This window comes from Vibrio sp. 99-8-1 (genome assembly GCF_013114595.1).
Lineage (GTDB): Bacteria > Pseudomonadota > Gammaproteobacteria > Enterobacterales > Vibrionaceae > Vibrio.
On sequence record NZ_VTXE01000010.1, the window covers coordinates 72,818 to 97,391 of the forward strand.

25 protein-coding genes are annotated in these 24,574 nt (G+C 40.7%); 14 read left to right on the forward strand and 11 right to left on the reverse strand.

From position 1 onward, the window contains the following. Positions 1-213 precede the first annotated feature (213 nt). Positions 214-1,962: a formate--tetrahydrofolate ligase gene (locus F0227_RS07270; RefSeq protein ID WP_171752525.1), complete on the forward strand. Its 1,749-nt coding sequence runs from the start codon at positions 214-216 to the stop codon at positions 1,960-1,962. A gap of 95 nt (positions 1,963-2,057) precedes the next feature. Here F0227_RS07270 and F0227_RS07275 read toward each other — a convergent pair whose 3' ends face one another. Next, complete coding sequence (locus F0227_RS07275) at positions 2,058-2,675, reverse strand: OmpA family protein (protein WP_317919018.1); 618 nt, start codon at positions 2,673-2,675, stop codon at positions 2,058-2,060. Positions 2,676-2,830: 155 nt separating this feature from the next. On the opposite strand from F0227_RS07275, the gene F0227_RS07280 reads away from it, so the two are divergent. Then, positions 2,831-3,460: a thioredoxin domain-containing protein gene (locus F0227_RS07280; protein ID WP_171752526.1), complete on the forward strand. Its 630-nt coding sequence runs from the start codon at positions 2,831-2,833 to the stop codon at positions 3,458-3,460. Positions 3,461-3,470: 10 nt separating this feature from the next. Further along, entirely contained in the window at positions 3,471-3,944 is a 474-nt protein-coding gene (locus tag F0227_RS07285; protein WP_171752527.1) for an FKBP-type peptidyl-prolyl cis-trans isomerase, read from the forward strand. Positions 3,945-4,013: 69 nt separating this feature from the next. Here F0227_RS07285 and F0227_RS07290 read toward each other — a convergent pair whose 3' ends face one another. Then, positions 4,014-4,619, reverse strand: a complete 606-nt coding sequence (locus F0227_RS07290) for a beta-phosphoglucomutase family hydrolase (protein ID WP_171752528.1) — start codon at positions 4,617-4,619, stop codon at positions 4,014-4,016. A gap of 61 nt (positions 4,620-4,680) precedes the next feature. Between F0227_RS07290 and arfB the strand changes: the two genes are divergently transcribed. Further along, on the forward strand, positions 4,681-5,100 hold the full coding sequence (arfB, locus tag F0227_RS07295) for an alternative ribosome rescue aminoacyl-tRNA hydrolase ArfB (protein WP_171752529.1): 420 nt from the start codon (positions 4,681-4,683) through the stop codon (positions 5,098-5,100). Between the two features lie 57 nt (positions 5,101-5,157). Here arfB and torS read toward each other — a convergent pair whose 3' ends face one another. After that, positions 5,158-8,046, reverse strand: a complete 2,889-nt coding sequence (torS, locus tag F0227_RS07300; protein WP_171752530.1) for a TMAO reductase system sensor histidine kinase/response regulator TorS — start codon at positions 8,044-8,046, stop codon at positions 5,158-5,160. Between the two features lie 83 nt (positions 8,047-8,129). Between torS and torT the strand changes: the two genes are divergently transcribed. The 4 genes from torT to F0227_RS22025 all read left to right on the forward strand — a co-directional run bounded on the left by torT (position 8,130) and on the right by F0227_RS22025 (position 10,387). Continuing rightward, on the forward strand, positions 8,130-9,164 hold the full coding sequence (torT, locus tag F0227_RS07305; RefSeq protein WP_171752531.1) for a TMAO reductase system periplasmic protein TorT: 1,035 nt from the start codon (positions 8,130-8,132) through the stop codon (positions 9,162-9,164). 58 nt (positions 9,165-9,222) lie between these two features. Continuing rightward, on the forward strand, positions 9,223-9,681 hold the full coding sequence (locus F0227_RS07310; RefSeq protein ID WP_171752532.1) for a methylglyoxal synthase: 459 nt from the start codon (positions 9,223-9,225) through the stop codon (positions 9,679-9,681). A 389-nt stretch (positions 9,682-10,070) separates the two neighbouring features. Beyond that, positions 10,071-10,217, forward strand: coding sequence for a hypothetical protein (locus tag F0227_RS07315; protein WP_171752533.1), 147 nt, complete (start codon positions 10,071-10,073; stop codon positions 10,215-10,217). A 41-nt stretch (positions 10,218-10,258) separates the two neighbouring features. Beyond that, positions 10,259-10,387 (forward strand): hypothetical protein, encoded by a 129-nt coding sequence (locus F0227_RS22025; RefSeq protein ID WP_301338353.1) that lies wholly within the window; start codon positions 10,259-10,261, stop codon positions 10,385-10,387. A gap of 288 nt (positions 10,388-10,675) precedes the next feature. On the opposite strand, the gene F0227_RS07320 is transcribed toward F0227_RS22025, so the two are convergent. Together F0227_RS07320 and helD are read right to left on the reverse strand one after the other, a co-directional pair. Beyond that, the gene (locus F0227_RS07320) at positions 10,676-11,032 is read right to left on the reverse strand and encodes a VOC family protein (protein ID WP_171752534.1); all 357 of its coding nucleotides are present in this window, start codon (positions 11,030-11,032) and stop codon (positions 10,676-10,678) included. 43 nt (positions 11,033-11,075) lie between these two features. Then, positions 11,076-13,145, reverse strand: coding sequence for a DNA helicase IV (helD, locus tag F0227_RS07325; RefSeq protein WP_171752535.1), 2,070 nt, complete (start codon positions 13,143-13,145; stop codon positions 11,076-11,078). Positions 13,146-13,579: 434 nt separating this feature from the next. On the opposite strand from helD, the gene yccS reads away from it, so the two are divergent. The 4 genes from yccS (at position 13,580) to F0227_RS07345 (ending at position 17,433) form a co-directional block, all read left to right on the forward strand. Next, positions 13,580-15,778 carry a YccS family putative transporter gene (gene yccS, locus F0227_RS07330; protein WP_171752536.1) on the forward strand — a complete coding sequence of 733 codons (2,199 nt, stop codon included), beginning with the start codon at positions 13,580-13,582 and terminating at the stop codon, positions 15,776-15,778. A gap of 288 nt (positions 15,779-16,066) precedes the next feature. Continuing rightward, positions 16,067-16,228 carry a hypothetical protein gene (locus F0227_RS07335; protein ID WP_171752537.1) on the forward strand — a complete coding sequence of 54 codons (162 nt, stop codon included), beginning with the start codon at positions 16,067-16,069 and terminating at the stop codon, positions 16,226-16,228. A gap of 96 nt (positions 16,229-16,324) precedes the next feature. Next, positions 16,325-16,624 (forward strand): hypothetical protein, encoded by a 300-nt coding sequence (locus F0227_RS07340; RefSeq protein WP_171752538.1) that lies wholly within the window; start codon positions 16,325-16,327, stop codon positions 16,622-16,624. 149 nt (positions 16,625-16,773) lie between these two features. Further along, positions 16,774-17,433, forward strand: a complete 660-nt coding sequence (locus F0227_RS07345; protein WP_171752539.1) for a PilZ domain-containing protein — start codon at positions 16,774-16,776, stop codon at positions 17,431-17,433. A gap of 44 nt (positions 17,434-17,477) precedes the next feature. On the opposite strand, the gene F0227_RS07350 is transcribed toward F0227_RS07345, so the two are convergent. From F0227_RS07350 to F0227_RS07370, 5 genes are all read right to left on the reverse strand, one after another. Then, positions 17,478-20,054, reverse strand: a complete 2,577-nt coding sequence (locus tag F0227_RS07350) for a LuxQ periplasmic sensor domain-containing protein (protein ID WP_171752540.1) — start codon at positions 20,052-20,054, stop codon at positions 17,478-17,480. Beyond that, positions 20,051-21,148: a substrate-binding domain-containing protein gene (locus F0227_RS07355; RefSeq protein ID WP_171752541.1), complete on the reverse strand. Its 1,098-nt coding sequence runs from the start codon at positions 21,146-21,148 to the stop codon at positions 20,051-20,053. The genes F0227_RS07350 and F0227_RS07355 overlap by 4 nt, the downstream gene beginning before the upstream one ends. A gap of 161 nt (positions 21,149-21,309) precedes the next feature. Continuing rightward, positions 21,310-21,603: a GIY-YIG nuclease family protein gene (locus F0227_RS07360; RefSeq protein ID WP_171752542.1), complete on the reverse strand. Its 294-nt coding sequence runs from the start codon at positions 21,601-21,603 to the stop codon at positions 21,310-21,312. A 14-nt stretch (positions 21,604-21,617) separates the two neighbouring features. Then, positions 21,618-22,289, reverse strand: a complete 672-nt coding sequence (locus tag F0227_RS07365; RefSeq protein WP_171752543.1) for a DUF480 domain-containing protein — start codon at positions 22,287-22,289, stop codon at positions 21,618-21,620. A 56-nt stretch (positions 22,290-22,345) separates the two neighbouring features. Next, on the reverse strand, positions 22,346-22,513 hold the full coding sequence (locus F0227_RS07370) for a hypothetical protein (RefSeq protein ID WP_171752544.1): 168 nt from the start codon (positions 22,511-22,513) through the stop codon (positions 22,346-22,348). Between the two features lie 374 nt (positions 22,514-22,887). On the opposite strand from F0227_RS07370, the gene F0227_RS07375 reads away from it, so the two are divergent. Then, positions 22,888-23,202 carry a DUF496 family protein gene (locus tag F0227_RS07375; protein WP_171752545.1) on the forward strand — a complete coding sequence of 105 codons (315 nt, stop codon included), beginning with the start codon at positions 22,888-22,890 and terminating at the stop codon, positions 23,200-23,202. 558 nt (positions 23,203-23,760) lie between these two features. Beyond that, on the forward strand, positions 23,761-24,015 hold the full coding sequence (locus F0227_RS07380) for a YgjV family protein (RefSeq protein ID WP_171752546.1): 255 nt from the start codon (positions 23,761-23,763) through the stop codon (positions 24,013-24,015). Positions 24,016-24,077: 62 nt separating this feature from the next. Here the strand turns inward: F0227_RS07380 and F0227_RS07385 are convergent, their stop codons facing one another. Next, positions 24,078-24,545: a TetR/AcrR family transcriptional regulator gene (locus F0227_RS07385; protein WP_171752547.1), complete on the reverse strand. Its 468-nt coding sequence runs from the start codon at positions 24,543-24,545 to the stop codon at positions 24,078-24,080. Between the last annotated feature and the right edge of the window lie 29 nt (positions 24,546-24,574).

Sequence of the window (24,574 nt, forward strand, 5' to 3'; positions counted from 1 at the left end):
TTTGATTCCATGATAATATTCTCACCCTCATTGAACCCACATCACTAGAGTGACAGCAGGTTCAACACTTGTACTGAATCTAATAACTAACTGAGCCGTTAAAAGTTGACCAATGTACCTAATGCACTCTTACGTGCAGCTAAGGTAACGTATGCTTACTTGTTGATTACTTAGCTATCAAATTTTAACACTGGTTCAGTGATAGAGGTGCCTATGCAAAATGACATCCAGATCTGTCGTAATACCCCACTTCAAAACATTGCCAACATCGCTAAAAAGTTTGGTCTCAACGCTGAAGAGTTTTCATCTCACGGGGAGCATAAAGCAAAAATCTCACTAACCAGTTTAGAAAGAAATAAATACAATAAAGACGGAAAACTTATTCTCGTTACAGCGATTACGCCAACCCCTCTTGGTGAGGGAAAAACCGTCACCACCATTGGTCTTGCCCAAGGCTTAGCGAAATTAAATCACTCTGTTGCAGCTTGTATTCGGCAACCTTCTATGGGGCCGGTGTTTGGCGTTAAAGGGGGTGCAGCAGGCGGAGGATTCAGTCAAGTCGCACCAATGGAAGAGTTGAACTTACACCTTACCGGTGATATTCATGCGGTTACCGCCGCTCACAACTTAGCGGCAGCGGCGATTGATGCTCGCCTCTATCACGAAGAAAAACTGGGTTACACCACTTTTGAACAAAAAACCGCATTAACAGCCGTTAAAATCGATAAAGAGAATATCGTATGGCGACGGGTGATGGATCATAACGATCGCGCACTACGTATGGTCACGATTGGTAAAAACCAGCAAGATAAAACCGTAAACGGAATTGAAAGAGAAGAAGGCTTTGATATTTCTGCCGCGTCTGAGCTTATGGCAATACTGGCATTAGCAAGCGACCTACGCGACTTACGCCGAAGGATTGGTGCTATTGTTTTAGCCTACAACCTCGACGGCGAACCCATTACTGCAGAAGATTTAAACGTCGCAGGGGCAATGACGGTCACCATGAAAGACGCCATTGAACCGACGTTAATGCAAACACTTGAAGGAGTCCCAACTCTTATCCATTCAGGACCGTTCGCAAATATCGCTCATGGTAATTCTTCCATCATTGCCGACAATTTGGCCTTAAAACTGACCGACTATACCGTCACTGAGGGTGGATTTGGTTCTGATATGGGCTTCGAAAAAGCCTGTAACATTAAAGCGACCGCTTCTGGTAAAGCACCAGATTGTGCCGTAATTGTCGCTACCCTTCGTGGTCTAAAAGCCAACTCCGGCGTCTACAATCTAAACCCCGGACAAACTCTTCCAGAGTCCATTTTTGATGCTGACATTGACACTTTAAAAGCGGGTTTTAGTAACCTAAAATGGCACATCGAAAACGTCACTCGCTACGGCGTACCCGCTGTTGTAGCGATTAACCGCTTTCCACAAGATAGCCAGCAAGAATTAGATTTATTGAAATCTTGGATTGAAGAGTTACAACAACCAGTAACTGCAGAAATAAGTGATGCATTTAGTCAGGGGGGCGAAGGCGCCATGTCTCTGGCTAAAAAAGTCGTCAAAGCCTGTGACAACGAGTTTACGTTTCAGCCTTTATATAGCAATGACGATAGCTTAGAAAACAAGATCATGACGGTGTGCGAAGTTGGATATGGTGCTCGGCAGGTCAACCTAACGACAAAAGCAAAACAACAATTGCGTCGTTATAAAGCCCTAGGTTACGACAAGCTCAGCGTCTGTATGGCAAAAACGCCTTTGTCCATATCGACAGATCCTAGCGTGAAAGGGGCGCCTAGAGACTTTGATGTTGATATTCGTGAATTAAAGCTCTGTGCGGGTGCGGAGTTTATTTACGCACTATGTGGAAATGTAATGACAATGCCCGGTTTACCGGAAAAACCGGCATTTATGAACTTGGATATTGATGATGAGGGCAACGTTGTTGGTTTAAGTTGAATGCGGTGAAGCTATGCGTTTCATTTAAGCAATTAGCAATTAGCAATTAGCAATTATCGAGTTAACTGAATCACCCTCTATTAATCTTATAATTGCTAATTATTCGCTAATATAAATGTTAGCTCTACACGGCGATTGCACGCCTTGCCCGGTACCGTGCTGTTATTACAAGCTGGTGCATGTTTTCCGTAACCACGGGTATAAATCGCCCCAGAGCTCACTTTACCATTCATTAACTGCTGTTTTACTTGCAAGGCTCTATTCTCTGACAACGAGTCATTCAACTTATTGGTTCCAGTGCTATCTGTATGTCCGTCAATAACAATATCTACATTAGGTTGATTGGCTAAATAAACAGACAGCGCATCTAACCACTGTTTAGAGCCTTTAGATACCTTGCTCGAACCAGTATTAAAGTTAATCTTCTGTTTCAATTTGATCATTAAGTGCCCACCAGGCACCACTTCGTGCTCAATGCCTTGGCTCGACAAAAAGGCTAATAATCCTTGTAGCTCTTCACTACGGCGCTGTCCATATGGCCCTTCAACACTCGGTGTTGACATGTTCGCAACCGGTTCGTCAGGTTCAGCCCAATCGGGGTGCAACAGTTGTGACTCATCGCGGGGGGCGGTATCTAACATAGACATGGCTTCCATATCCATACTGCCGCATCCGGCTAAAACCAATAATAGTAATGCACTCAATATTTTCACGGATTCACCATGTTAGATACTTTCAAAAATCCAATAACTATAGCTATCGGCTGAAAATTGATATTCTTTACAGCTAAGTTTTGCAAATTGAGGCTTTTTTCCTTACCAGTGAAATTGTAGAATCATAAGCCACGTTTACAAATTGTTAATATAGCATGCATAAAAAAATCTTTACTGCCTTAATTACTTTAGTCTCAGCTTTGATCTTATCGGCTTGTAGTGAGAGCAACACACCTCAACTCGACAAGCATTTTTCTAAACTTCCTCATGATGTGACTTCTTATGGTCTATCCCCTATTACAGAGGTATTTTCACTGACTTGTGGTCACTGTCTAAATATGGAAGAGCACCTTCCTGAAATAGAAAAGCTGACAAACCAAACCATTGGTAAAGTACATGTCACTTTCAACCAAAGTGCCAAAGTTAGCGCGATGTTTTATTACACCGCAGAAATGCAGTTTGGCAAAAAGCCACCAAGCGAATTTTTGCAACGTCTGTTTAAAGCAATGCAACAAAGGGATATCACCGATCAAGATCGTCAAGCCCTACTTGAAGGCATTTATACCGACGCAGGCATAATCAGCCCTTATCAACTGTCTAAAAAACAGTCTGCTTCCATGCTACAACTTGTCACCGTTGCAGAAGAGATCTCTAGTAAAGCTGACATTAATTCTGTTCCAAGTTTTATAATTAAAGGCAAATATCTGTTGAATACAGAGGAACATAAAGATACTCAACAGCTAGCCGACACCATTAACTTTATTCTTTCTGACCCTAATTTATAAGGAACTAGGCATGTCCAAAATTATCTTCCCGATCGTTATATTGGTTTTAGCGGGATTCTTTATTTATCGCACTTGGAACAACAATAAACTGGCAAACGAGAACTTTGAGCTAGGGCAAGCATTTTTGGCAGAAAACAGTCAAAAAGAAGGGGTAATCACCACAGAAAGCGGTTTGCAATACCAAGTGCTACAACAAGGAACGGGAACCGTTCATCCGGGCGCGAACACCACAGTGAAAGTCCATTACCATGGAACATTAACGGATGGAACCGTATTTGATAGCTCAGTAGAGAGAAATGAACCTATCTCTTTTCCACTGAATAAAGTGATTAAAGGCTGGCAAGAAGGTGTGCAGCTTATGGTTGAAGGCGAAAAAGTCAGACTATTTGTACCAAGCACATTAGGTTATGGTAAATCAGGTTCTGGTCCTATTCCTCCAGCTTCAGTGCTTATTTTTGATGTAGAGCTGCTAGAAATACAGTAACAACGACTCTAGTAATTGAAAATGGCGGACACACCGCCATTTTCATTAGAACTGACTCGCTTGATGATTTCAACTCTGCACAAGTGGCATGAATTCAAAGCCAGAAGCGGTCACCAAGATACAATCCATTCCAGCTGCATGAGCAGCTTGCATTCCCATTTCAGTATCTTCAAACACCACACATTGTGAAGACTCTATGGCTAAGTTTTTTGCCGCCAGTAAGAATGTATCCGGTTCAGGCTTATAATTCTCTACTTCACTAGAGGTAACAATACTATCGAAATAGTTCGTTAATTTATGGTCATCGAGCAGGCTCAAGGCATTTTGTCGCTGACTACCTGTGCCCAGTGCAATTTTTTTGTTTCCGTGAACGGCTCGAAGCACATCAAATGTATGCGAAATAACGTTGCCCTTCTCTTCTAACGCAGCAAAACTTGCCATTTTATAATCTGCGACCTGATAGACATCTAATGTTTTTGAATAACGAGCATTGATCGCTTCCGCTATTTTGAAACTAGGTTTGCCACCCATACTATGAATCCACTCTCTATCAAAAGGGACATTAAAGTGGTCAGTGGTGGCTTGCCATGCATGCAAATGTGAAGGCATTGTATCTATTAAGGTGCCATCCATATCAAAAATCACGGCTTGATATTCGGATAGGTCAATTTTCATCGCGTTTTCCTGTAGAATTGATGTCGGGAGTATACCCAATAATAAAAGAATAAGGATCAATATGTTAAAAATTTCTAATAGTGTTGAACTCAGCGAATGGGAGATTCAACTCACAGCAATTCGCGCACAAGGTGCAGGAGGTCAAAACGTTAATAAAGTTTCCAGCGCGATACACCTGCGTTTTGATATTCAACATTCAACCTTACCGGACTTTTATAAGCAGCGTTTATTGCAGTTAAAAGATCAACGAATTACTAAAGAAGGGGTTGTAGTCATTAAGGCACAGCAACATAGGACTCAAGAGAAAAACCGTGAAGATGCCTTGTTTAGATTGCAGCAGTTGATTCAGTCGGTTGCTAAAGTGGACAAAGTTAGAAGAGCTACCAAGCCGACGAAATCGTCACAGAGAAAGCGTGTCGACAACAAAACACAAAAAGGAAAACTAAAAGCGCTACGAGGCAAAGTCCGTAGCGCGGTCTAACCCACGAACTTGACCTGCTTAAATCCAATTAACCCCATACCTGTTTCATCACCATCCTTAATCAAAAAGCTTCCTCACCACTCGTATTGACTGTTCCAGTACTTTGAACAATTTATCCCTGTTTTGCTGATACTGAGCAATCGGATCTGAATTCGATTCAATTTCTAAGCAAAGTTGATGAAGTTCATTCATTCCCATCGACCCTGCGGATCCTTTCAACTTATGCGCAAGCTGTTTTACCAGTAAAAAATCTGCCTGCTGTTCTGCTTGTTCCATTTGTGAAAGAATATCGTGACTGCTGTTGTCAAAAAGAGTGATTAGCTGGCAAATTTTTTCATCTCCCAGCGCGAGTCTATCCTCTTCAATTACCGCTAAATTTACCGATGACTGAGTGTCTGAGGTCTCTTGAACCATTTGGGGTAAAAGCAGATCTCGTTCTTCTATACATGCTTGAACCAGATCTAACAAATTCTGTTTATTAATCGGTTTTGGCAGATAAGCATCAAATCCGGCTGCTAAATATTCTTCGACTTCCTCATTAAATACGTGGGCAGACACAGCCACCATTGGTATAGGTTGACTATCAGGACGAAGTTGTTTCTCCATCGCTCGTAAGTTTTTCATTAACTCAACCCCATTACAATCGGGCAAGTTAATATCAAGCAGTGCAATATCAAACGGTTGCTGTTTAAAGAGTTGCTCCGCATGAGCTCCATCTTCAGCGATCACCGTATTGTGCCCCGCATTTGATAAGAAGCCCTCTGCAACCAAACAGTTCACCGGGTTATCTTCTACCATGAAGACTTTCGCTTTAAGTCGATTTGTTGCTTTAGGTTTTGATGGCTTACTTATGGTTTCACTGGTCTTATCCAATGGAATAGAGAACCAGAACCGGCTGCCTTGACCAGGTTCAGAGTCAACATTTATATCGCCACGCATTGCTATCACAATTTTTTTGCTAATTGCTAGCCCTAAACCTGTACCGCCTAGTTTCGCTTTTTCACTACCCACTTGAGAGAAGGCATCAAACAACAGTTTCTGTTCTTCTTCGTTAATGCCAATTCCACTATCCGTTATTTCAAAAATAACTCTTTGCGGATCTTGAGGATCTAAACTAACGTATAACTCCACCTCACCTGTTGAGGTGAATTTTATCGCATTGCCGACTAGGTTGTTTAGTACCTGACTGATACGGTTTGGGTCACCAATCCAAGAACCCGCCAAGTCACTCTCTATATGTTTATAAAAGCCTAGCCCCTTCTCAATAGCTCTACTTTCCATCAATTGATATATATCAGTGACCACGTCAGAAAGGCTGAATACCTCTTGCCGAATCTCTAGCCTGCCTGCTTCTATTTTTGAGTAATCCAACACATCATTTAAAATGGCCAACAGCGCGCTACCACTTCGGTTGATCACGTCTACGTAGTAACTTTGCTTTGAGTTCAAACTGGTGGACTTAAGTAGTGTCGCCGTTCCTAACACACCATTCATTGGTGTTCTAATTTCATGACTCATGGTGGACAAAAATGCTGTTTTTGCTCGGTTGGCTTGCTCCGCTTCTGAGCGAGCTAACGCATGTTTTTGCACTTCCTGATTTAATCGATCATTTGCGTTTCGTAGCTGTTTGGTTCGTTCAGTTACCGTCTCTTCTAAATGCTCTTTATGTTGCTCTAATTCTAATTTCGCAACCGCTTCACTTTTGGCAACAATTTGCAGCTGCTCTGCCGTATCCCGCGCGGTAACAATGGCTCTTCCCATTTCCGCCAGTTCGTCTTTACCCTTAATTTTAAGAGAAAAATCCAGCTCACCACGAGCAACCGAACGAATTGCATCTGAATACTCATGTAATTTTTTAATCACCGATAAGTACACAACATTCCACAGTATAAAACTCACCGAAATCAAACCGAGTAGCGATAACACCACAAGTGACCACTTAGCATAGATAAGCGTTTGATTTACATCTTCTACCGCACTGGCGGTGTCGGCATTTGACTCATCCACCAACAAATTAACTGTCTGATTTAACTCTGAAAACTGTGTTAAGCTCTGTTCTTTTAATCGCTCAACGTTTTGAGCGTTTTTATAACGTTGCTCTAATAAATCAAATACCCGCTGACGAATAACCAGTTTATCGACCAGCTCCTTCATCTGTTCAGAACGAGTAGGGTCCTCTACTGACAAAATACGCCGCTTCATGATGTTTAGGTTGCTGTTAAATTCTGAACTCAGTTGCAAAATACGGTCAAAATAGGTAACCGTTTTTGATTCTTCGATTTGAGTTAGCATCCTAAATGCCAGCAAATGGAGCTCATGGAGACGTTCAGAGAGATCTAAGTCCACTTCTATTAAATTATCTAACGCGGTATAAACTTGTTCTTTATTACCTTTATCCACTAAATCATAAATGTGAGTGACATTGGCAACGGCAATGGTACTGGTATTGGAGACTTGTGTGCGGGTGAGTGTTTCCAACTCATCGGCAAAAATTCGCATTTCATCAACTTGTATAGAAATCTGGCGCTCAAAATTGAGTTTTTTCTCAACGACGACACCTAAGTCTGCAATGGTATCAATAACGCTTTGGACTCGTTCCTCTAGCGTATCAAGTACATCAATGTCGAAAGGTTTATCTCCTAACTCTTTGATATTATTTAATAGCAGCTCAAGTTCACTAACCATTTGGCGGCCAACCTGCTGGCGCCCCGTCTCTGTTTTTACATCGGCTAAATAACGAACTGAGGAGAGAATACGAGTACTATGTTCTGATACTTCTCGTGCTTGAATCATCGCAGGCATGGCTGAATCCACAACCTTACGCTCCGTTTGAGCAACAAAAGAGAAACCTGAGGTACCAATAGCCACGGCTAAAATTAGCAAGCCTGCCATTGATGCAAAAGATAACAGAAGTTTTCTGCCAATACTGGCTGATGCCAACAACATAGTAAAACCTTGAAATGAATACTTCTTAACTTGAACTTTATAGGATATATTTTATTGAGTGATCCGCAATAACCCATTGGCAGATGTTATACCTAAAACACGTTACTTATTGTCTTTCTCTTATTACTGCCATTTTATTCGGTACAAACAGTGCTGCTTATGAGCAAGATACTGCGTATGCGGACACTAACGCCAGTGCCAACAACAAAGTATGTGCAATATACCCTCACCTTAAGGATTCTTACTGGATCTCCGTCAATTACGGCATGGTCACTGAAGCGAAAAATAAAGGCATTAATCTAAAAGTGTTCGAATCTGGTGGCTATCCAAATATTAATAAACAACGAATACAGCTGATGAACTGCCGCCAATGGGGGGCAGATGCAATCATTCTTGGCACTGTTTCCCCTGATGCTTATATGGGGCAAATCGAACAGATTATTGGCGACATTCCTCTATTCTCGACCGTCAATAAACTGTTGGTAAGCGAAGAAGAACAGTCAAATTTAAAAGGTCAGGTGGGAGTAGATTGGTATTGGATGGGTTATTACGCAGGACAGTACCTCGCACAAAAACACCCTACTGGTTCAGGAATAGTTCGAGTAGGCTGGCTTCCTGGACCTAAAACCAGTGGAGGCACCAAACCCTCAACACAAGGGTTCTTTGACGCAATAGAGCACTCCGATGTGGTCATTATGCGTACATTCTGGGCAGATAATGATAAAGAGCTTCAGCGCAACTTGATTCAGCAAGTACTTGAAGTACCAAATATCGATTACATCGTTGGTGGTGCGGTAGCTATAGAAGCGGCAATTAGCGAAACCAGAGCAGTAGGTAGAAACCGTGACATCGGATTGATTTCTACTTATTTAAGCCATGGGGTTTATCGTGGATTACTCAGGAATAAAGTACTATTTGCCCCCACGGATAAAATGGTAATGCAAGGCAAACTTTCGGTTCAACAAGCTTATGCCTATTTAAATGACAAAGAGTTTCAAACTAAGATGTCACCTAAAATCGAGAAGTTAACCTCTCACTCTTTGGAACAAACCATTATAGAAGATTCGCTGTCTCCTTCTGAATTTCGGCCTATTTTTAGCACCGGGACTCAAAAGTGATAGCAACAATTTACAAAAATATATGTCGACGGACGATTACACGTTAACGGAAACTAAAATGAAAAAAACCACTAGAACCATTCCTGCACACAAGCACATTGCTTTAGTTGCTCACGACCATTACAAGCCAGAGCTACTTCGCTGGGTTTTAGAGAATAAAACCAAACTTCAAAGCCATTTTTTATATGCTACTGGCACCACTGGTACCATGTTAAGTAAAGAGACAGGTCTAGCGATAAAAAGCATGATCAGTGGCCCTATGGGTGGTGATCAGCAGCTTGGTGCACATATCTCTGAAGGAAAGATTGATATGTTGATTTTCTTTTGGGATCCACTAAATGCGGTACCGCATGACCCAGATGTTAAAGCGTTATTGCGTATTGCCAGCGTATGGAACATTCCTGTCGCAACCAACCGCTCATCTGCAAAATTTTTATTTGAATCTAAACTTCTTGATGAAGAAGTGGTAATTGAAATTCCAGATTATGCTTCTTACCTAGCGGATCGTACTGAGTAAGCAATCCTCTTTATTATATTTAATTAAGCGTTATTCCGTTGAATAGCGCTTTTTTTATGCTTGCCTGTTCTGCCCGTTAACAAGAAGCACCTCATTGAGTCATTGTCGCTAACCCTATCTTCCGTTCAGTTTTAAAGGCGCCCCTCCAAAGATTCTCTCTTCTTGGCCGTTCCCTAAGTCAGAAAATTTTTTTATATCAAAATAACTCTCATTAGTTCAGTTCCACCCATAAGGGTAAATATGTGAATAATTTCCACCAATAACGTCATTTCAAATGAGTTAATCTAATAAAATGCAATTAAATGTGAAATATATCTTGTATTGACCACTAAATGTGATTAGAATCACACTCAAATTGAGACATACAACAAACAAAAGAGGAAAATTACATGAAAAATAATATTGCAGAAGCGTACTTAGGTCAGAAAGCAGCAAAAAAAATGGCAAGCGAACTTAATAAGAAAACGGATGGCAAACAAAAAAATAGTCTTCTGGCTGCGATCATGAGAAGAAATGCACTAACCGTTAGCGCTTAATAATTTTAGAACCGTAAACTTTTCACCAATAGGAGAACTTAATGAAAAACAACATTGCTAACGCTTACATCGGTATCCGCAGCGCAAAAAATTTCAGCAAAAAAGAAAAGAAAGAAACCAGCAATTTAATCTCTGCACTACTCATCAGAAACGCAGTCTACTGCCACTAGTTCGCAGCAAGTAAATTTAGCTTATACAAGAATTTAGATATCAACGTTAAGCCACCGTATCTAATACCAATAAAAACAATTAAATCATGCAATATCAATTGCTTGTTAATTTGTAAGTCCAACCAATCATGGTTGCCGACATTCACTTACAATTGACGAAATAATTTTATCCTTGGTTAACGTTTAAATATCTATTATTTCAGAAAGTAGCTAAACAGACACAAAATAGCCGTTTATTATAAACGGCTATTTTGTTTAGAATCATATGGCGGTATTCAGTTTAGATGGTTATTTCTCACTCCAAACCGCCATTTCATTGCCACTAGGCTCAGTAAAATGAAAACGTCGTCCGCCGGGGAACTCAAATATCTCACGAGTTACCGTTCCACCAGCTTGGACTATTTCTTGTTCTATTGCAGCTAGATCATCGCTATAAAACACTAGTAAAGCACCACCAGTTTGCTGGGTAGACATCGCATCAGCACGGAAAAAGCCACCCATTAAACCATTTGCTACAAACGCGGTGTAATCATCACCATAATCTTCAAACGTCCATGCAAATACATCGCTAAAAAAGGATTTCGTTTTACTTAAATCAACAGCGGAAAATTCAATGTAGTTGATCGACTTATTATCAAATTCCATAACACTCTCGCTTTGTTACCGGTTTTCTGTATTAATTTATCAGCTAGTTTTTCTTTACAATAGCATAGCCGTCGCTTATCAACTCTTCCACAAAACACGATTGTGATGCACCACTTACGATCCATACCTTATGTTTTGCCCGTGTTAGCGCCACATAAAAAAGCCTACGTTCTTCAGCATGAGGGTAATTATCACTATTGGCGCAAATAACGGCACCAATATGAGGTTGTCTTTCGACCGCTGGGAACTGCCCTTCGTCAACACCGACGATAAAGACGTAATCAGCTTCTTTACCTTTACTCGCGTGGCAGGTCTTAAAGTCTAACTGTAGCTGGCTAAATGTCGCACTCCAGTCATCAAAGGCATCGGGCTTATGATAATGATTTCGACCAAGCATCAGAACCGATACAGGCTCGGCACATTTTCTATTGAGATCCGCTAACGTTTTCTCCAATTTCTTATTGGCAATAACATAGACAGCTTTCTGCTTCTGGTTAGTAAAACTCGTTATCTCTTTTACCAGTTGATTGCTGTTCTTCTGAATAAAGCGATCGGCAACTTCTGCGATTTTAGAGTTAAAGCGATATCCAATATCCAGTGAATGAATAGTCGAACTTACAAAGCGATCGGCAAAGCCTGTGGTTAAATCTACGTCGGAGCCGGAGAATTGATAAATGGATTGCCAATCATCACCGACGGCAAACAGAGAGGCTTGTTTGCTCTCTTTTTTATCAGTACATAACGCTTCAATTAACTGCAGACGATCAGGAGAGATATCTTGGTATTCGTCCACCATAATATATTTCCATGGCGATTTAAACTTACCGCTTTGAACCACCTTGGTTGCCCTCGTGATCATAGAATGAAAATCAACAAGGTTATTCTCCTTTAACTCTTTCTGCCACGCTTGATAGCAAGGCCATAGCAAAGAGAGTTCGCTGTTTAGGCGAGGATAATCAGCATGAGCAATGAGTCGTTGCTGTAACTCTTTTTTGCTCTGATGCGCCATGCATAGGTGATCCAGCTGATTGCTTATCCATAGTGTCAATTTAGGGTTCTCAGTTTGACCAATCAGTTCATCGTCCCCTTTTAAATAAGCAATCGGCCAGTTTGAAAGGTGTTTTTGCCAACGCTTGTAGTTTGCGGCAACCGTCCATTGTTCTTTTAACCACGCAGAGCACCACGCTTTTTTCTTGGCATCATCGGTTGCTAACGGAGAGAGTTGGATAGGCTCTGACTGAGTCGTATTCAGTATTTTAAGCCCTAACTGATGGAAAGTATGTATAGCCACCTTTTCTGCGGCTAACCCTATTTTGTCAGACACACGAGACTGCATTTCATTCGCAGCATCGCGACCAAATGCTAGCATTAGCATCTCTTCAGCTTGAGCTAGGTGGCTCTGTAATAAATAGGCAATTCTCGAGGTTAACACGCTGGTTTTTCCGGTACCTGCCCCTGCCAATACCAGATTATGATCATTGTTCAGCAACACCGCTTGCTGCTGAGATAGGTTAAGAGGAGAGTGCTCTATTTGATTAAATAGTACCTCCCAGTTTTTCCGCTCTTGCTCTAGCCAGTGTTCATTTCTTTCATCGACGTTGTTTTCTATGTTATCTAACCAGCTTGCAACAAATTCCAGCGCCTCTGGCAGCTTTTGCCTCGCTTCTTCCAACGATATGCTCATCTGTTGTAGATCATCAACCAACATGTCCCGCCATTGATATAAGCTAGAGTCAGCTAAGTAAGCAGGTTGTTTAATCAATAATCTTAATTCTTCTTCCCATTGAGGCAATTTAGTGTATAGCTGACTGCACTGCTGTTTGTGCCACTGCTGATATTTTTCTAACGCTTCACGGGCAAACAACTTACACCCTTTCCAAGGTAAGCCTTGAACTTGCCATGCGACTCTCTTGTTCTCATCATTGTGAGCATAAATCGTTATGGTTCCCCAAAGCAGGCCACGCTCTATTTTGATCTGGCCATTCCATACAGAAAACGGAATTTTTTCTTCAACACGAGGAGATGAAAGAATCAGACTCTCTGGCTGTAAAGCTATTTGTCTATACTCATCTTGAAGAAAAAATTGAGCAGAACTGTTTGCTGTTAACTCCATGTGGCCTTATTACTACCTTAGTCCGGAAATGAATATGTAGAGTACTATAGGTTTCACTAATGGAGAAAGAAAGAGTTGCAATTAACTTATACTCAAATGACCTCAAGTTAAAAATTCAGAGCAACATCAACAAGTTCAGTTGACAAGAGAGAGGCCAAGCCCTCAATTGCAAAGTTATCTGCTGCAAAAATAACCATTTGGATTGGCCGCCAATAGCACTAATTTATTCCTTCCTGAGCAAGCAACTTAATGCCATTTCAATTAATCTGATTCAGCTCTGTTTTTTCTACAGGAACAGAATTCAATCACTGTTGGTGAAAATCTCTGCTTAAACTGGCTATTACATTGAATAAATACTGTTTTTTCATTATTTATTCTGTCATTCACGTTATAATCCCATCAACGTCATATTCTTGGTTAATTAGATATCAACTGTGTATAAAACTCACAACATCAGGCCGTTTTTAGCCAATCCAACCGTTAGCTACAGCGCACTCATTTTTACAGCGTTAATCGGCGCCACTATTCCTTCCTTGCTGTTTAAAGAGATCAACACCATTACCCCATTAATATTGGGTGTCATCGCCGCGGCATTAACGGAGTCTGATGATAATTTCAAAGGCCGCATTAAGGCTCAATTCTTAACTTTACTCTGCTTTGCTATCGCCACTTTCTCGATAGAGTTGTTGTTTGACTACCCTATTTTCTTTGCCATCGGGCTTTTTAGCTCAAGCATACTGTTTATCATGCTAGGAGCCATTGGTCCTCGATACGCCAAGATTGCCTTCGGTTCACTTTTAATCGCCATTTACACCATGTTAGGAGCCGATAAAAGCGTTAACTTATGGTTTCAGCCAGCCCTGTTGCTAGGTGGTTGTTGCTGGTATTTTTTGTTATCAATGATCTGGTATGCGGCAAAACCAATGCAGCCAGTTCAACACAGCCTCTCTACTGTTTTTCAAGCGTTGGCGAACTACTTTCAAGTAAAGCGAGAGCTATTTCATCCGGTTTCCGGATTGATCCCTCAACCTTATCGAATTAACGAGGCACAACTAAATGCCAAAACGGTTGCCGCGTTAAACCACTGTAAGTCGACCTTTTTAGCTCGTTCGAAAAGAGGACAAGTAGACGGTCCCAGTGACCGCTTTCTCAAGATCTACTTCCTAGCACAAGACATTCATGAGCGGGTAAGTTCCAGTCATGCTCGCTATCAGGATCTTGCTGAGGTTTTCCGGTTCTCAGATGTGATGTTTCGCTTTAAAACCCTATTGGAGATGCAGTCTATCGCATGTAGTGATATCTCTAACTCTATACGCCTCGGGGTGCCATATAACCATGGTAACAAGACAAAAGCGGCGTTAGCTGAGCTTAATGACTCCATCGTCCACATCGAACAGCAAGGCAACCCAAACTGGCAGGTGTTTGTTCCTCAACTCAAGTATCTTTTTAATAATCTCGCCACAATTGAAGAGCAGCTTTCTAATATCGATAACCCTGATGCACTTCCTGAAGAGATGGAAGATACGTTAGAGGATACAGAAGCGCATACTATAAAAGCGATGTGGCAACGAATAAAAATAAACCTCACACCATCGTCACTGCTGTTTAGACACGCTATTCGTTTATCATTGGCATTGACCTTTGGCTATTTGCTTATCCAAGCTTTCGCTATCGACAATGGGTACTGGATTCTATTGACCACTCTTTTTGTTTGTCAGCCTAACTACAGTGCCACAAAACAGAAGCTTATTTCCCGAGTGGTTGGAACTACGGTTGGCTTGTTAGTGGGTGTTCTGCTTCTTTATCTGTTTCCTTCCAATACGGTCCAATTGGCCGTTATCATCTTATCTGGCGTAGCCTTCTTTGCTTTTCGAGTCAATAATTACAGCTACGCTACCGCTTTTATCACTATTCTTGTGTTATTTTGCTTCGATCAATTGGGTGAAGGTTACGCTGTTGTATTACCAAGGCTGGCGGATACCTTAATAGGTTGCGCACTCGCGGTTTTATCGGTCAGTTTTATCTTGCCTGATTGGCAATCAAAACGGCTACATAATGTTATGTCGGCGTCCATCACTTCAAACAAGTTATATTTGGCTCAGATCATCGGCCAGTATCGCATCGGAAAACAGAACGATCTTCAATACAGAGTGGCCCGACGTAAAGCGCATAATCAAAGCGCCCTACTTAGCTCAGCCATTAATAATATGTTGATGGAACCGGGCAAGCATCGCGGAGCAACCGAACACAGCTTTCGCTTTTTAACATTAAACCATGCCTTGTTAAGCTATATTTCAGCACTAGGCGCACATAGAACACGGTTAGATGATCATGTTACTCACCAACTGATTCTTGATGCTCACCGAGATATCCACGCGCATTTGGACGCCATTAGCCAACAATTGGATAACGAATGTGAAGCCTGCTTTATTGATGGAAATAACGAGCTTGTATCACAGAGATTAAATCAATGGCGTGATGATCAAGGTCCTTCTGCCAAAATGGTACTTCAACAACTTCATCTCATTCACAAAATGCTACCGGAGTTACACCAACTCGCTGACGCTCTCGCGAGCAAGCCAGTCAAAATATCAAGAACTAAGGTAAAACGAAGAAGTAAACAGGCAAAGTAACCTCGTGCTATACGGGGTTGACTCTGTCGTTACTGTTCACCGCCGTAACTTGACCAATATTTCACTGACCAATCAATCTGGCTTCTCCTATTTAAACTTAAGGGTTCTCTTACATTTTTCGGACAATCCTTTACACAATCCGTACAAGTTGTCGTCGCTCTCGCTTGTATAATGTTTGTTAACCTAAAATTCACTTTATTTACGATACTCTTTGGCTATTGAGTTCATTGAAGTTTTAGGTTCATTTTGATTATCGGTTGAAATAGGCATTAAACGAGAGGTGACATTATGGGTCAGCAACAATTTGAACAACTTCAATCCGATGTTGTGATGTTAACCGCTGAACAACTCAAAGCACTACAAGATCAAATTGAAACAGAGCTGCTTAAAGAGCAATCTCCTCTATTAACTGAAGAGGAACTGACATTGATCTCTAGTTTATTTCGTTAATTTAGTCATCAAAGCGGCAAAATTTGAACAATTTGACATTAACGATTATTCTTACTATAGAACAGTAAAAGGTCATCAGACCTTGAGGATAGCGTCATGCCAGTCTCTTCCGTACAATCTGGTCAACAAATAATACAGCAATCTCAAGCCATGGCGGATGAGGCCGCTCAAGAGATCGCTGAAGTTTCTAAAAGTAGTGACTTAGAGTTTAATAAGGTTGATTCATTGAAAGAGAATCAGCAACCAGACCAGAGTAAAGAGATGAAAGAACGCCCTGCATCGTTAGAAGATGCGCTAGCTAAGTTAAATCAATCACATACTTATTCTCAAGTGGGAACTAACGTTGTTCGTCGCTCTGATGAAATGGTTGGAACAATTCTCGACACACAAATATAATAACTTCACCCAAAGCTCATTTAATTTCTACAACTTATACCGTACAATAAGTTGATACTAACTGCGCAATTACTTCACTAACCATCTATTATTATTAGGTAATTAGCAGTGCGTTTGGATAAACTTTCAGCAATAGATCAAGGATAGGCATGAACTCTTCTCCCGCTAAATCAAAGCAGATAAAAGATTATTTAGAATTTGGCATGAAGCTATCCATTCTCATCAAGTTTGGCCCTCGTGATGAATATACACTTCAATCGACGTTAATAGGCATGAAGGAAGGTCAATTCCTATTGCTGGACCTTGCTCCTAAAGCTGTTGAAGATCTTATTACCCGCAAAACTAACAACGTACCTGTGGTCATTAGAGGTATTACGGATACAGAGTTAGGGGACATTATTGCCTTTAAATCGCAAATCATCACAGTGGTATCGCGCCCGACATGGCTAATGTTTGTTAAATTACCATATAATTTTGAAACAAAACCAATAAGAGCGAATAAGCGATTTAAGTTGAGTTTGCCTGTTGAGGTCATTCATGAAGGAGAGAGCCATAAAGCGATACTTCGTGATTTGTCTTCTTCCGGATGTGGTATTTTATTTGAAAAACCAATAGAGCTAGCAAAAGGCATGGATGTTACGATAAAACCAGCTCTGGAGCACTTTCCCGAAACATCGCCAATTTGTAATCTCGTCAATGTTAGAAAACTTAACAATGGTCTATTCGTCGGCATCAAGTTTGATCAAGAAATAGAGTTAGTGGACAACTTAAAATACGAGATTTTTGAACACGCCATCGTTAATCGCTAATTTTTCTGAGCAGTCGCTCCTCATAACATCAACGGTATGAGTGATTAACTGCTCGGTTGTAAGTGCGTTTTATAGTAAAGCAATGCATCGTATAACGCCGCTTCTTTAATTGGTTTTACCATCACATAATTTGCCCCTGCATCGACAAACGCCAGTTTAGTACTTTCAAAGCCATCAGCAGTACACGCAAATATCGCGGTATTTAGCTTTAGTTCATTGCGAATAATTGACGTCACTTCAATACCACCTAAACCTGGCATTTGATTATCCATTAAAATCAACTGATACTGCTGCTGTTTTAATTTCTCTAACGCTTCTAACCCATCTTTGGCCCAATCAACCGTTAAGCCATACTTCTCACAAAATGCTTTCGCAATAAACGCATTGGTTTTGTTATCTTCGACTAAAAGCACTGAAATGGGTTCATCAAATAATTGCCCCTTATTTGCTTCAATTCCAGGCAATGAACTTCCCGATTCCGTACTCTCAATATCCACCATTAAGTTTAATCGTATCGTTGTTCCCTGATATTCAGTACTCTCTATTTGAATATCACCTCCCAACATCTCTACCAGTAATTTTACAATGGAGAGCCCAAGTCCACTCCCGCCATATTCGCGAGTGATGGTACTTTCGGATTGAACAAAAGGTTCAAAAATAGATTCTAGATTCTGTTTGGATATGCCTACGCCTGTATCTTCAACAACAATCGTTAAACAGTGGTCATTCTCGTTCACTTTTTGTAGCGAAAATCGCACTGATATTGAGCCGGCATGGGTGAACTTAACGGCGTTACTCAACAAATTGAATAGAATTTGGTTCAGTCGTACTTGGTCTGTTGATATTCGGGCGTCACTTGGTAACTGGTTTTCTACAACTAACTCAATCTGTTTCTCATCGCACAGCGGTGAGTAAATTCGTTCAATCGAACTCACTACCGTTGAAAATTGGAAAACCTTCTTGGTAATACTTAACTTCCCTTGTTCTATCTTAGAAAAGTCCAAAATATCATTTAACACCGCCAATAAGTGCTCTCCACTTTTATGAAGAACGTCTATCTTCTCTAACTGATTTTCTTCATGGGTGGATTTTTTAAGTAACTGAGAAATACCAAGAATGCCATTAAGGGGAGTACGTATTTCATGGCTCATTCTCGCCATAAACTCAGCTCTCGCCGTTACTGCCTTTTCCGCCTCTAGTCGAGCATAGTTACTCTGCTTCTCAGCGTCGATCAGAGAGGTAATATCTAGCCCTTGACCAATAATCGAGTGCACACCATTTTCCAGCAAAATAGGTGACAAATTCCAGCGGTACACCTTATTTGATATTGGAATGTTAACCCCCGTCAATACTTCGCCGGTGGCTACCTTATCGATATGATTCACGATACGTTGCTGAAACGTTTGGAATACGCGTTCTATATGAATATCATTTTCTTGAAAGGCCTTCTCCGCTGCTGGATTCATACGAATGATCTTGGCTTTGCTATCCCAAACAATAATCGGTGACAAAGCAAAATTAAACAGATCCTGAAACAGCTGCTCTTTTTCAATTAACTCTTCAAAAGTATTTTCCAGCGTATGGCCAATATGATCAAACTCAGAAACAATTGACCCTTTAAATGGTGATACTTTTCGCTGATCTCTAGCGATTTGAGTGTAGGCAACTAATGCTGCCAATTCTCCGGTTAATCGTTTCTGAATCAATACTCTAGCTAACAGTGCTGTCGCAAGAATGGAGAGTATGGAGAAAAACAGCCCCAGCTTGTAGTTATCTTCTAGCAGTAAAATACTGGCGTTATCTTGCAGGACGTATAGGCTGATCGGCGTCTCTATACCATCAATTTTTAACCCTATGTTGTTAAATAGATAATCGCTATGCTCGTCGGTAGGTATAACGGTATGTGCTTGTATGCTTTTATTCGTGTCACTGTCTGATTGCTGCGTCGGCATTATAGTGGACGCCACTCGCTCACCATCTACCAACAAAACAATGTCTTGTGTATTACTAACGCTTTTTAGGCTTTCAACCATTGAGAAGTTATTATCAAGCACCACCACAATATAAAACCTAGCCAGCACCTCGCCATTATAGGCTTTAATAATTGGCATCCTACGAATGAGTAGGTGCTTGTGATCATCTTCTGTTCCCAACGGGGTGAAATGCCAATTATTGTTATAAGCCACTTCGGTCGTCAGCTGTTTGAGTTTTTCACTCTCAATACCAAAGAATAGCGCGTTACCATCATCCCAATATAGCTTGTTATCTCTAGTGATAAATCGAAAGTCCGGGGTATTTTTTAGGTCGGCTTTTTCTACCGAAAAGAAATAATCATCAATTTGTGCTTGTTCATTTTTCTCAATAAATTCTTGTAAGGTAACACTTTTCGCTTGGCTATTTTGATGGGTTGTCATTGTCCCCAGTTTGTAATCGAAGAGGCTTTGCAATAGCGTAGAGGTTTGAGTGAGGTTTCTTTCTATTTCTTGATTTACCGCCGTTGCACTGTATTGAAAGCTAAAGCCAAGCAACAACACCACTAAGACAGTAAATACCAAAAAGATCAGCCGAACCGTTAAGCTGGCCATTGATCTTGGGTTATTGCGATCTGTGGTGAATATCATCGATCCGAGTACCTAAATGCTCTTTGCTTCAACATATCAATTCTCTGTGGATTATCGCTTTTGCTAATGATTTCAAAACTACCAGAATAGACGGTGGGAACCTGTTTTCCTTCCAAATCCCACTTTATCGCATCCGCCATCGCAACCCCGGTGTCATCATTCATTCTCATCACAGTGACATCTAATTCGCCGTTCTTAATGGCCTCAAGCTCAGCGGAGCCTCCACCCCAACCATTAACTTTTACGTTGTGCATGCCTAAATCCATTATTGCTTGTGAAGCACCTAGAGCAACATCCGTTGAGCAGGCGTAGACAAATTGCAGATCAGGATCTCGTGTTAAAGCAAGTTTGGTAGACGCATAACCGCTCTCTTTGGTGGCCTTGGTATAGAATGACGATGCTAGACGGTAGTTATCTTGATTACTCATGGCGTGGATAAAAGTGTCGCCTCTCGCGTCACTAATATACCCTTGAGAAAAGTACATTACGGAATATTTAGAGTGTGGTTTAACCGCCACTTTAAAGTATTCCGCCAGAGCAAGACTGCCGAGTAAATGGTCAAAACCTACATATAAAAATGGTTGTTTAAACTGCCACGCACGCACCGGTGTGGTGATGTTTTGCAAAATGAGCTTTGTTTCCGAGCTATGCAGAACATGTTCAATAAATTTACGATGCCGGCCAGTGTCGAGGGTAAAGATTAAGTAATCGGTATTCTTCGCCAATGCTTCATTGAGAGATAGGTTTTGCTGACGAGCATCCTCGTTTGGCTTAGTCAGTACTTTTTCAAGAACAAACTTTATTTTGAGCTCGTTTAAGCGCTGTTCAAATGCTTTGATGTTTCTTCGCCAGTAATCAGAAACCTGTTCCCCTGGATACACCACAGAAACCACAATGGGCTTTATTTGATTACCTGCCATAGGAATAGCAGTGCTGTTGACAGAAATATCTAAGCTTTGCGTTAGCTTTTTTTGCTCTGGAAAGGCTTTAAGGTAATCAGGATAAGTCCAGTAACCACTGATATTCTTCATCGCATAGCTAAAAGGAGAAGCCGACAGTAGCACCAATAACATGGCAGAGATAATTGTCTTCATAAAATGGAGCTCACGTTATTGCGTCAGAAAAAACCGAGAATAAACATAAGTGTAAGTGACAACATAGCGATAAGGCAATCCAAGCAACAAAAAAGCCGTCATAAATCACCATGACGGCTAACAAAATTCACTATTGACCTTATATAAACAGGTTACTCAGATTACTTGATTGATAATGTCGCTTGCTCAGCGATGACTCGTTCTTTGTTCTTCTTAGAAAATTGCTTAATTTGGTACTCTAAACGTAAAGCATTACTTTGACTGTCTAGCTGTTGACTCCACTCCAATACTAAAGGGCCTTTGCCTCTCAAGTATTTAGCGCCTTTACCCTGTTGATGCATTTTAAAACGACGGGGAATATCGGTAGTAATACCGCAATACAGAGATCGGTTTTGAGTACGGATAAGATAGACCCACCAAGTTGAATGTTGTGGGTCTTTCTCGCTCTCTTCCATTTTGCTTAACATGGCTATAGTAGAGAGTTAACCAACTCTTTTAGCTCAGACAGTTCAGACTTGAGTTCTGACACTTCAGACTTCAACTCCGCTATCTCTTGTACCAATGGTTCAATTTGGCTATTTGCCCGGGAAGGAGCGAGCGGGGTTTCAGCCATATTATCCACATCGACTTGGCCGCAGAATTGGTGCATATAGCGGGATTCTCTTTTGCCCGCTTCTCTTGGTAGTTTCACTATCAGAGCGGTTTCAGCTTCTCCTTGAGACATTTGATCAAGAACGCTTTCTACCTCTTTAACATCACTAAACTGACATAAACGGTTGGTACGAGTTCTTAGCTCTCCCGGAGTTTGAGCTCCCCTCAATAGAAGGCTACATACAATTCCTTTCTCTTGGTCTGAAAACTGAAGGTCACCAAATTCAGTATTACAAAAACGGTGCTGATATTTGGAGACGCGGCTGTTGAAACTGCTCTCATCATTAACAAGGCGTCTTGATATTAAATGGTCGACAGCATCGAGAACATCCGACTCTGACAATGCCATTACCGGTTCTCTATTGCTTTTTTGATTACAGGCATTGGTCAGACTATTTAATGATAAAGGGTATTGATCTGGTGTCGTGGCTTCTTTCTCTAGCAAGCAGCCAATCACTCTTGCTTCAATTTCATTCAACTCAATTTTCATTATTCATCCTTTTCACTAGAGTTGTTAACCTTGATAGTACTAACGTTATGTGAGAACTAGTGTTCATGCAATACAGGGATACGAATCAATTCACCTTTTTCATTAATTAGCGCAATAGATGAACGATTAAGCTCAATATCGACTGACTGCAACTGCTTACGAGCTAATTTATAGGACTCTTGTAATCGTTGTTTACTCTGTTTTTGCGCTTGTTGTTTTATCATCTCACTGGTTATCCGGCTTCAAATTGACTGGTCTGTTTTGCTCTTAATGTACTAAATTGTAATTTTACAATGAGGCTGTTAATCAGTTCAATCACTACCTCGTCTCAACTCAAGATAACAAAGTCATACTTTACTAGCTAACAAATATCTTCAAACTAAGTGATGGTATAGCCCAGTAAACTCATGCCGCTTATTTAGCGACGGTTTATTGCCACTGCTCAAAGCACTGATTAAGAAGCATCATCATTCTACAGCATGAATCCGTAACAATTAGCAGAAAGCAATAAAACGAATATCATTGATTTAAAGACTGTAATCGAAGCGATCAATGTGCTTTAATTCCATTTATTAGTCGTTATTATTTAGGATATTTTATGAACAATGTATTTGAAATTGTTAATCAGGCACGCCGTAAAAACAAATTAAAGCGTGAATTACAGGACAACAATAAGAAAGTTCGTGATAACACGAAACGCGTCGAGCTTCTTGATAATCTACTCGACTATATCAAAGCAGATATGTCCCACGATCAAATTGTTGCTATCGTTAAAAATATGAAAGCGGATTATGAAGATCGAGTTGATGATCACATCATAAAAGGTGCTGAAATTTCTAAAACACGCCGTGACATCAGCCGTCGTATTCGCGAGCTTACCGAAGAAGATAAGCAAGCCCAAGGGAAAAAGTAACTCACACCCTCTATCACTCATATACTCAAATAACCTCAAGTTGTTTATTCAGCGAGAGTTTATTGGTTTCTGATCAAGGCACTGATTTGAAGGCATAGTCATTCTACGGCAAAAATCGGTAACACAGAGCAGGAGCCAATAAAACTCGCCCTTTGGGAGCGCATCAACATACCCATTTCTGCGTCAGATAATCTTGAAAGAGGATGCCATTCCTTCGATTATTTTTCTTCAATCGAACCTGTTGATGAAGCTCTGAATCCTGCACCTTGAGATCACTTGAGTATAACTATAGAGCCCCTCATTGACGGGCTCTTTTCTTCAAAACAACTTCTTTTCTGTATATTTCTTTTCAAAGTGATAAAGCAAAATGACGTAAAACGTTTGCGTAATCGCTAACTCTCTATTTCTTCATTTTTGTGGCTTTCATCACAGACTTTAAGCTGATATATTCCGATGCAGATTTAATACGAACCATTCGAGGCATGGAGCTTCCTCAGTTATCTCACGACGAGAAGAATTGGTACCGAGCAGTCGGCATTCAAGATAGAGGGTAATATAATGGATTTTAATATGGTTGAGATTATGGGTTACGTTGCATCAATTATGGTTGCAATCTCTTTAACGATGAAAGATATCGTTAAACTACGCGTACTAAACTTTATTGGTTGTAGTTTTTTTGTGGTTTACGGACTGATGATTGGCGCGATGCCTGTTGTGGCAACTAACGCATTTATCGCTTGCGTTAACGTCTACTTCTTAGTGAAGATGAACCAAGAAAAAAAAACCGCACAAGCTGAAGGCGTTAACGCTTAAACCAGCCAAAATTATAATAAAAAAGCTCCAATATTTTGGAGCTTTTTTATTACCCAATCTATCTAACCATTGCGACTCAAATAAATAATATACTCTCCTAACAGCGCCTCAAGTTCGCTAACCGCTTTATCTCCAAAATCATCTTGCAACCGCATTGCTAACTTTTTAAGTGTGTTCAGTTTTATTCCATTACTGCTACTGTTTCTCATCACATCGTAGGTTATCACCCTCAATATTGACCGAAAGCGAGGCTTAGATAACGCATCATTCCAGCTTTGAATAAAGTCTGTAAGTTGCTTGTTCAGCACCAAGTACCGGGTTAGTTTTTGATAGATTCGCTCTTCCATTGCCACCAGAAAATCCGTTTTCTTAGCAAAGTGATGACTTATTCCTGTTCTTGAAATTCCGGTTTGGCGGCTAAGTGTTGTGTATGTCATGTTGTCATAACCCATTTTAAACAACTGCTTTTCAACGGCTTGCAAAATCATATTAATCGTTGATGCAGTATCTTCTCTGCTACGTTTTGGCATATAAGATCTCTTTTATGTAATTTAATGAT

Coding starts and splice junctions, on each gene's coding strand:
- F0227_RS07315 (WP_171752533.1), top strand. CDS start 10,071: ATGAAAAATAATATTGCAGAAGCGTACTTAGGTCAGAAAGCAGCAAAA.
- F0227_RS07320 (WP_171752534.1), bottom strand. CDS start 11,032: ATGGAATTTGATAATAAGTCGATCAACTACATTGAATTTTCCGCTGTT.
- F0227_RS07375 (WP_171752545.1), top strand. CDS start 22,888: ATGAACAATGTATTTGAAATTGTTAATCAGGCACGCCGTAAAAACAAA.
- F0227_RS07370 (WP_171752544.1), bottom strand. CDS start 22,513: ATGATAAAACAACAAGCGCAAAAACAGAGTAAACAACGATTACAAGAG.
- F0227_RS07310 (WP_171752532.1), top strand. CDS start 9,223: ATGAAAAAAACCACTAGAACCATTCCTGCACACAAGCACATTGCTTTA.
- F0227_RS07335 (WP_171752537.1), top strand. CDS start 16,067: ATGGGTCAGCAACAATTTGAACAACTTCAATCCGATGTTGTGATGTTA.
- F0227_RS07270 (WP_171752525.1), top strand. CDS start 214: ATGCAAAATGACATCCAGATCTGTCGTAATACCCCACTTCAAAACATT.
- F0227_RS07345 (WP_171752539.1), top strand. CDS start 16,774: ATGAACTCTTCTCCCGCTAAATCAAAGCAGATAAAAGATTATTTAGAA.
- F0227_RS07380 (WP_171752546.1), top strand. CDS start 23,761: ATGGATTTTAATATGGTTGAGATTATGGGTTACGTTGCATCAATTATG.
- torT (WP_171752531.1), top strand. CDS start 8,130: ATGTTATACCTAAAACACGTTACTTATTGTCTTTCTCTTATTACTGCC.
- F0227_RS22025 (WP_301338353.1), top strand. CDS start 10,259: ATGAAAAACAACATTGCTAACGCTTACATCGGTATCCGCAGCGCAAAA.
- F0227_RS07360 (WP_171752542.1), bottom strand. CDS start 21,603: ATGGAAGAGAGCGAGAAAGACCCACAACATTCAACTTGGTGGGTCTAT.
- F0227_RS07365 (WP_171752543.1), bottom strand. CDS start 22,289: ATGAAAATTGAGTTGAATGAAATTGAAGCAAGAGTGATTGGCTGCTTG.
- F0227_RS07285 (WP_171752527.1), top strand. CDS start 3,471: ATGTCCAAAATTATCTTCCCGATCGTTATATTGGTTTTAGCGGGATTC.
- F0227_RS07290 (WP_171752528.1), bottom strand. CDS start 4,619: ATGAAAATTGACCTATCCGAATATCAAGCCGTGATTTTTGATATGGAT.
- F0227_RS07280 (WP_171752526.1), top strand. CDS start 2,831: ATGCATAAAAAAATCTTTACTGCCTTAATTACTTTAGTCTCAGCTTTG.
- F0227_RS07385 (WP_171752547.1), bottom strand. CDS start 24,545: ATGCCAAAACGTAGCAGAGAAGATACTGCATCAACGATTAATATGATT.
- arfB (WP_171752529.1), top strand. CDS start 4,681: ATGTTAAAAATTTCTAATAGTGTTGAACTCAGCGAATGGGAGATTCAA.
- helD (WP_171752535.1), bottom strand. CDS start 13,145: ATGGAGTTAACAGCAAACAGTTCTGCTCAATTTTTTCTTCAAGATGAG.
- F0227_RS07355 (WP_171752541.1), bottom strand. CDS start 21,148: ATGAAGACAATTATCTCTGCCATGTTATTGGTGCTACTGTCGGCTTCT.
- F0227_RS07340 (WP_171752538.1), top strand. CDS start 16,325: ATGCCAGTCTCTTCCGTACAATCTGGTCAACAAATAATACAGCAATCT.
- F0227_RS07350 (WP_171752540.1), bottom strand. CDS start 20,054: ATGATATTCACCACAGATCGCAATAACCCAAGATCAATGGCCAGCTTA.
- torS (WP_171752530.1), bottom strand. CDS start 8,046: ATGTTGTTGGCATCAGCCAGTATTGGCAGAAAACTTCTGTTATCTTTT.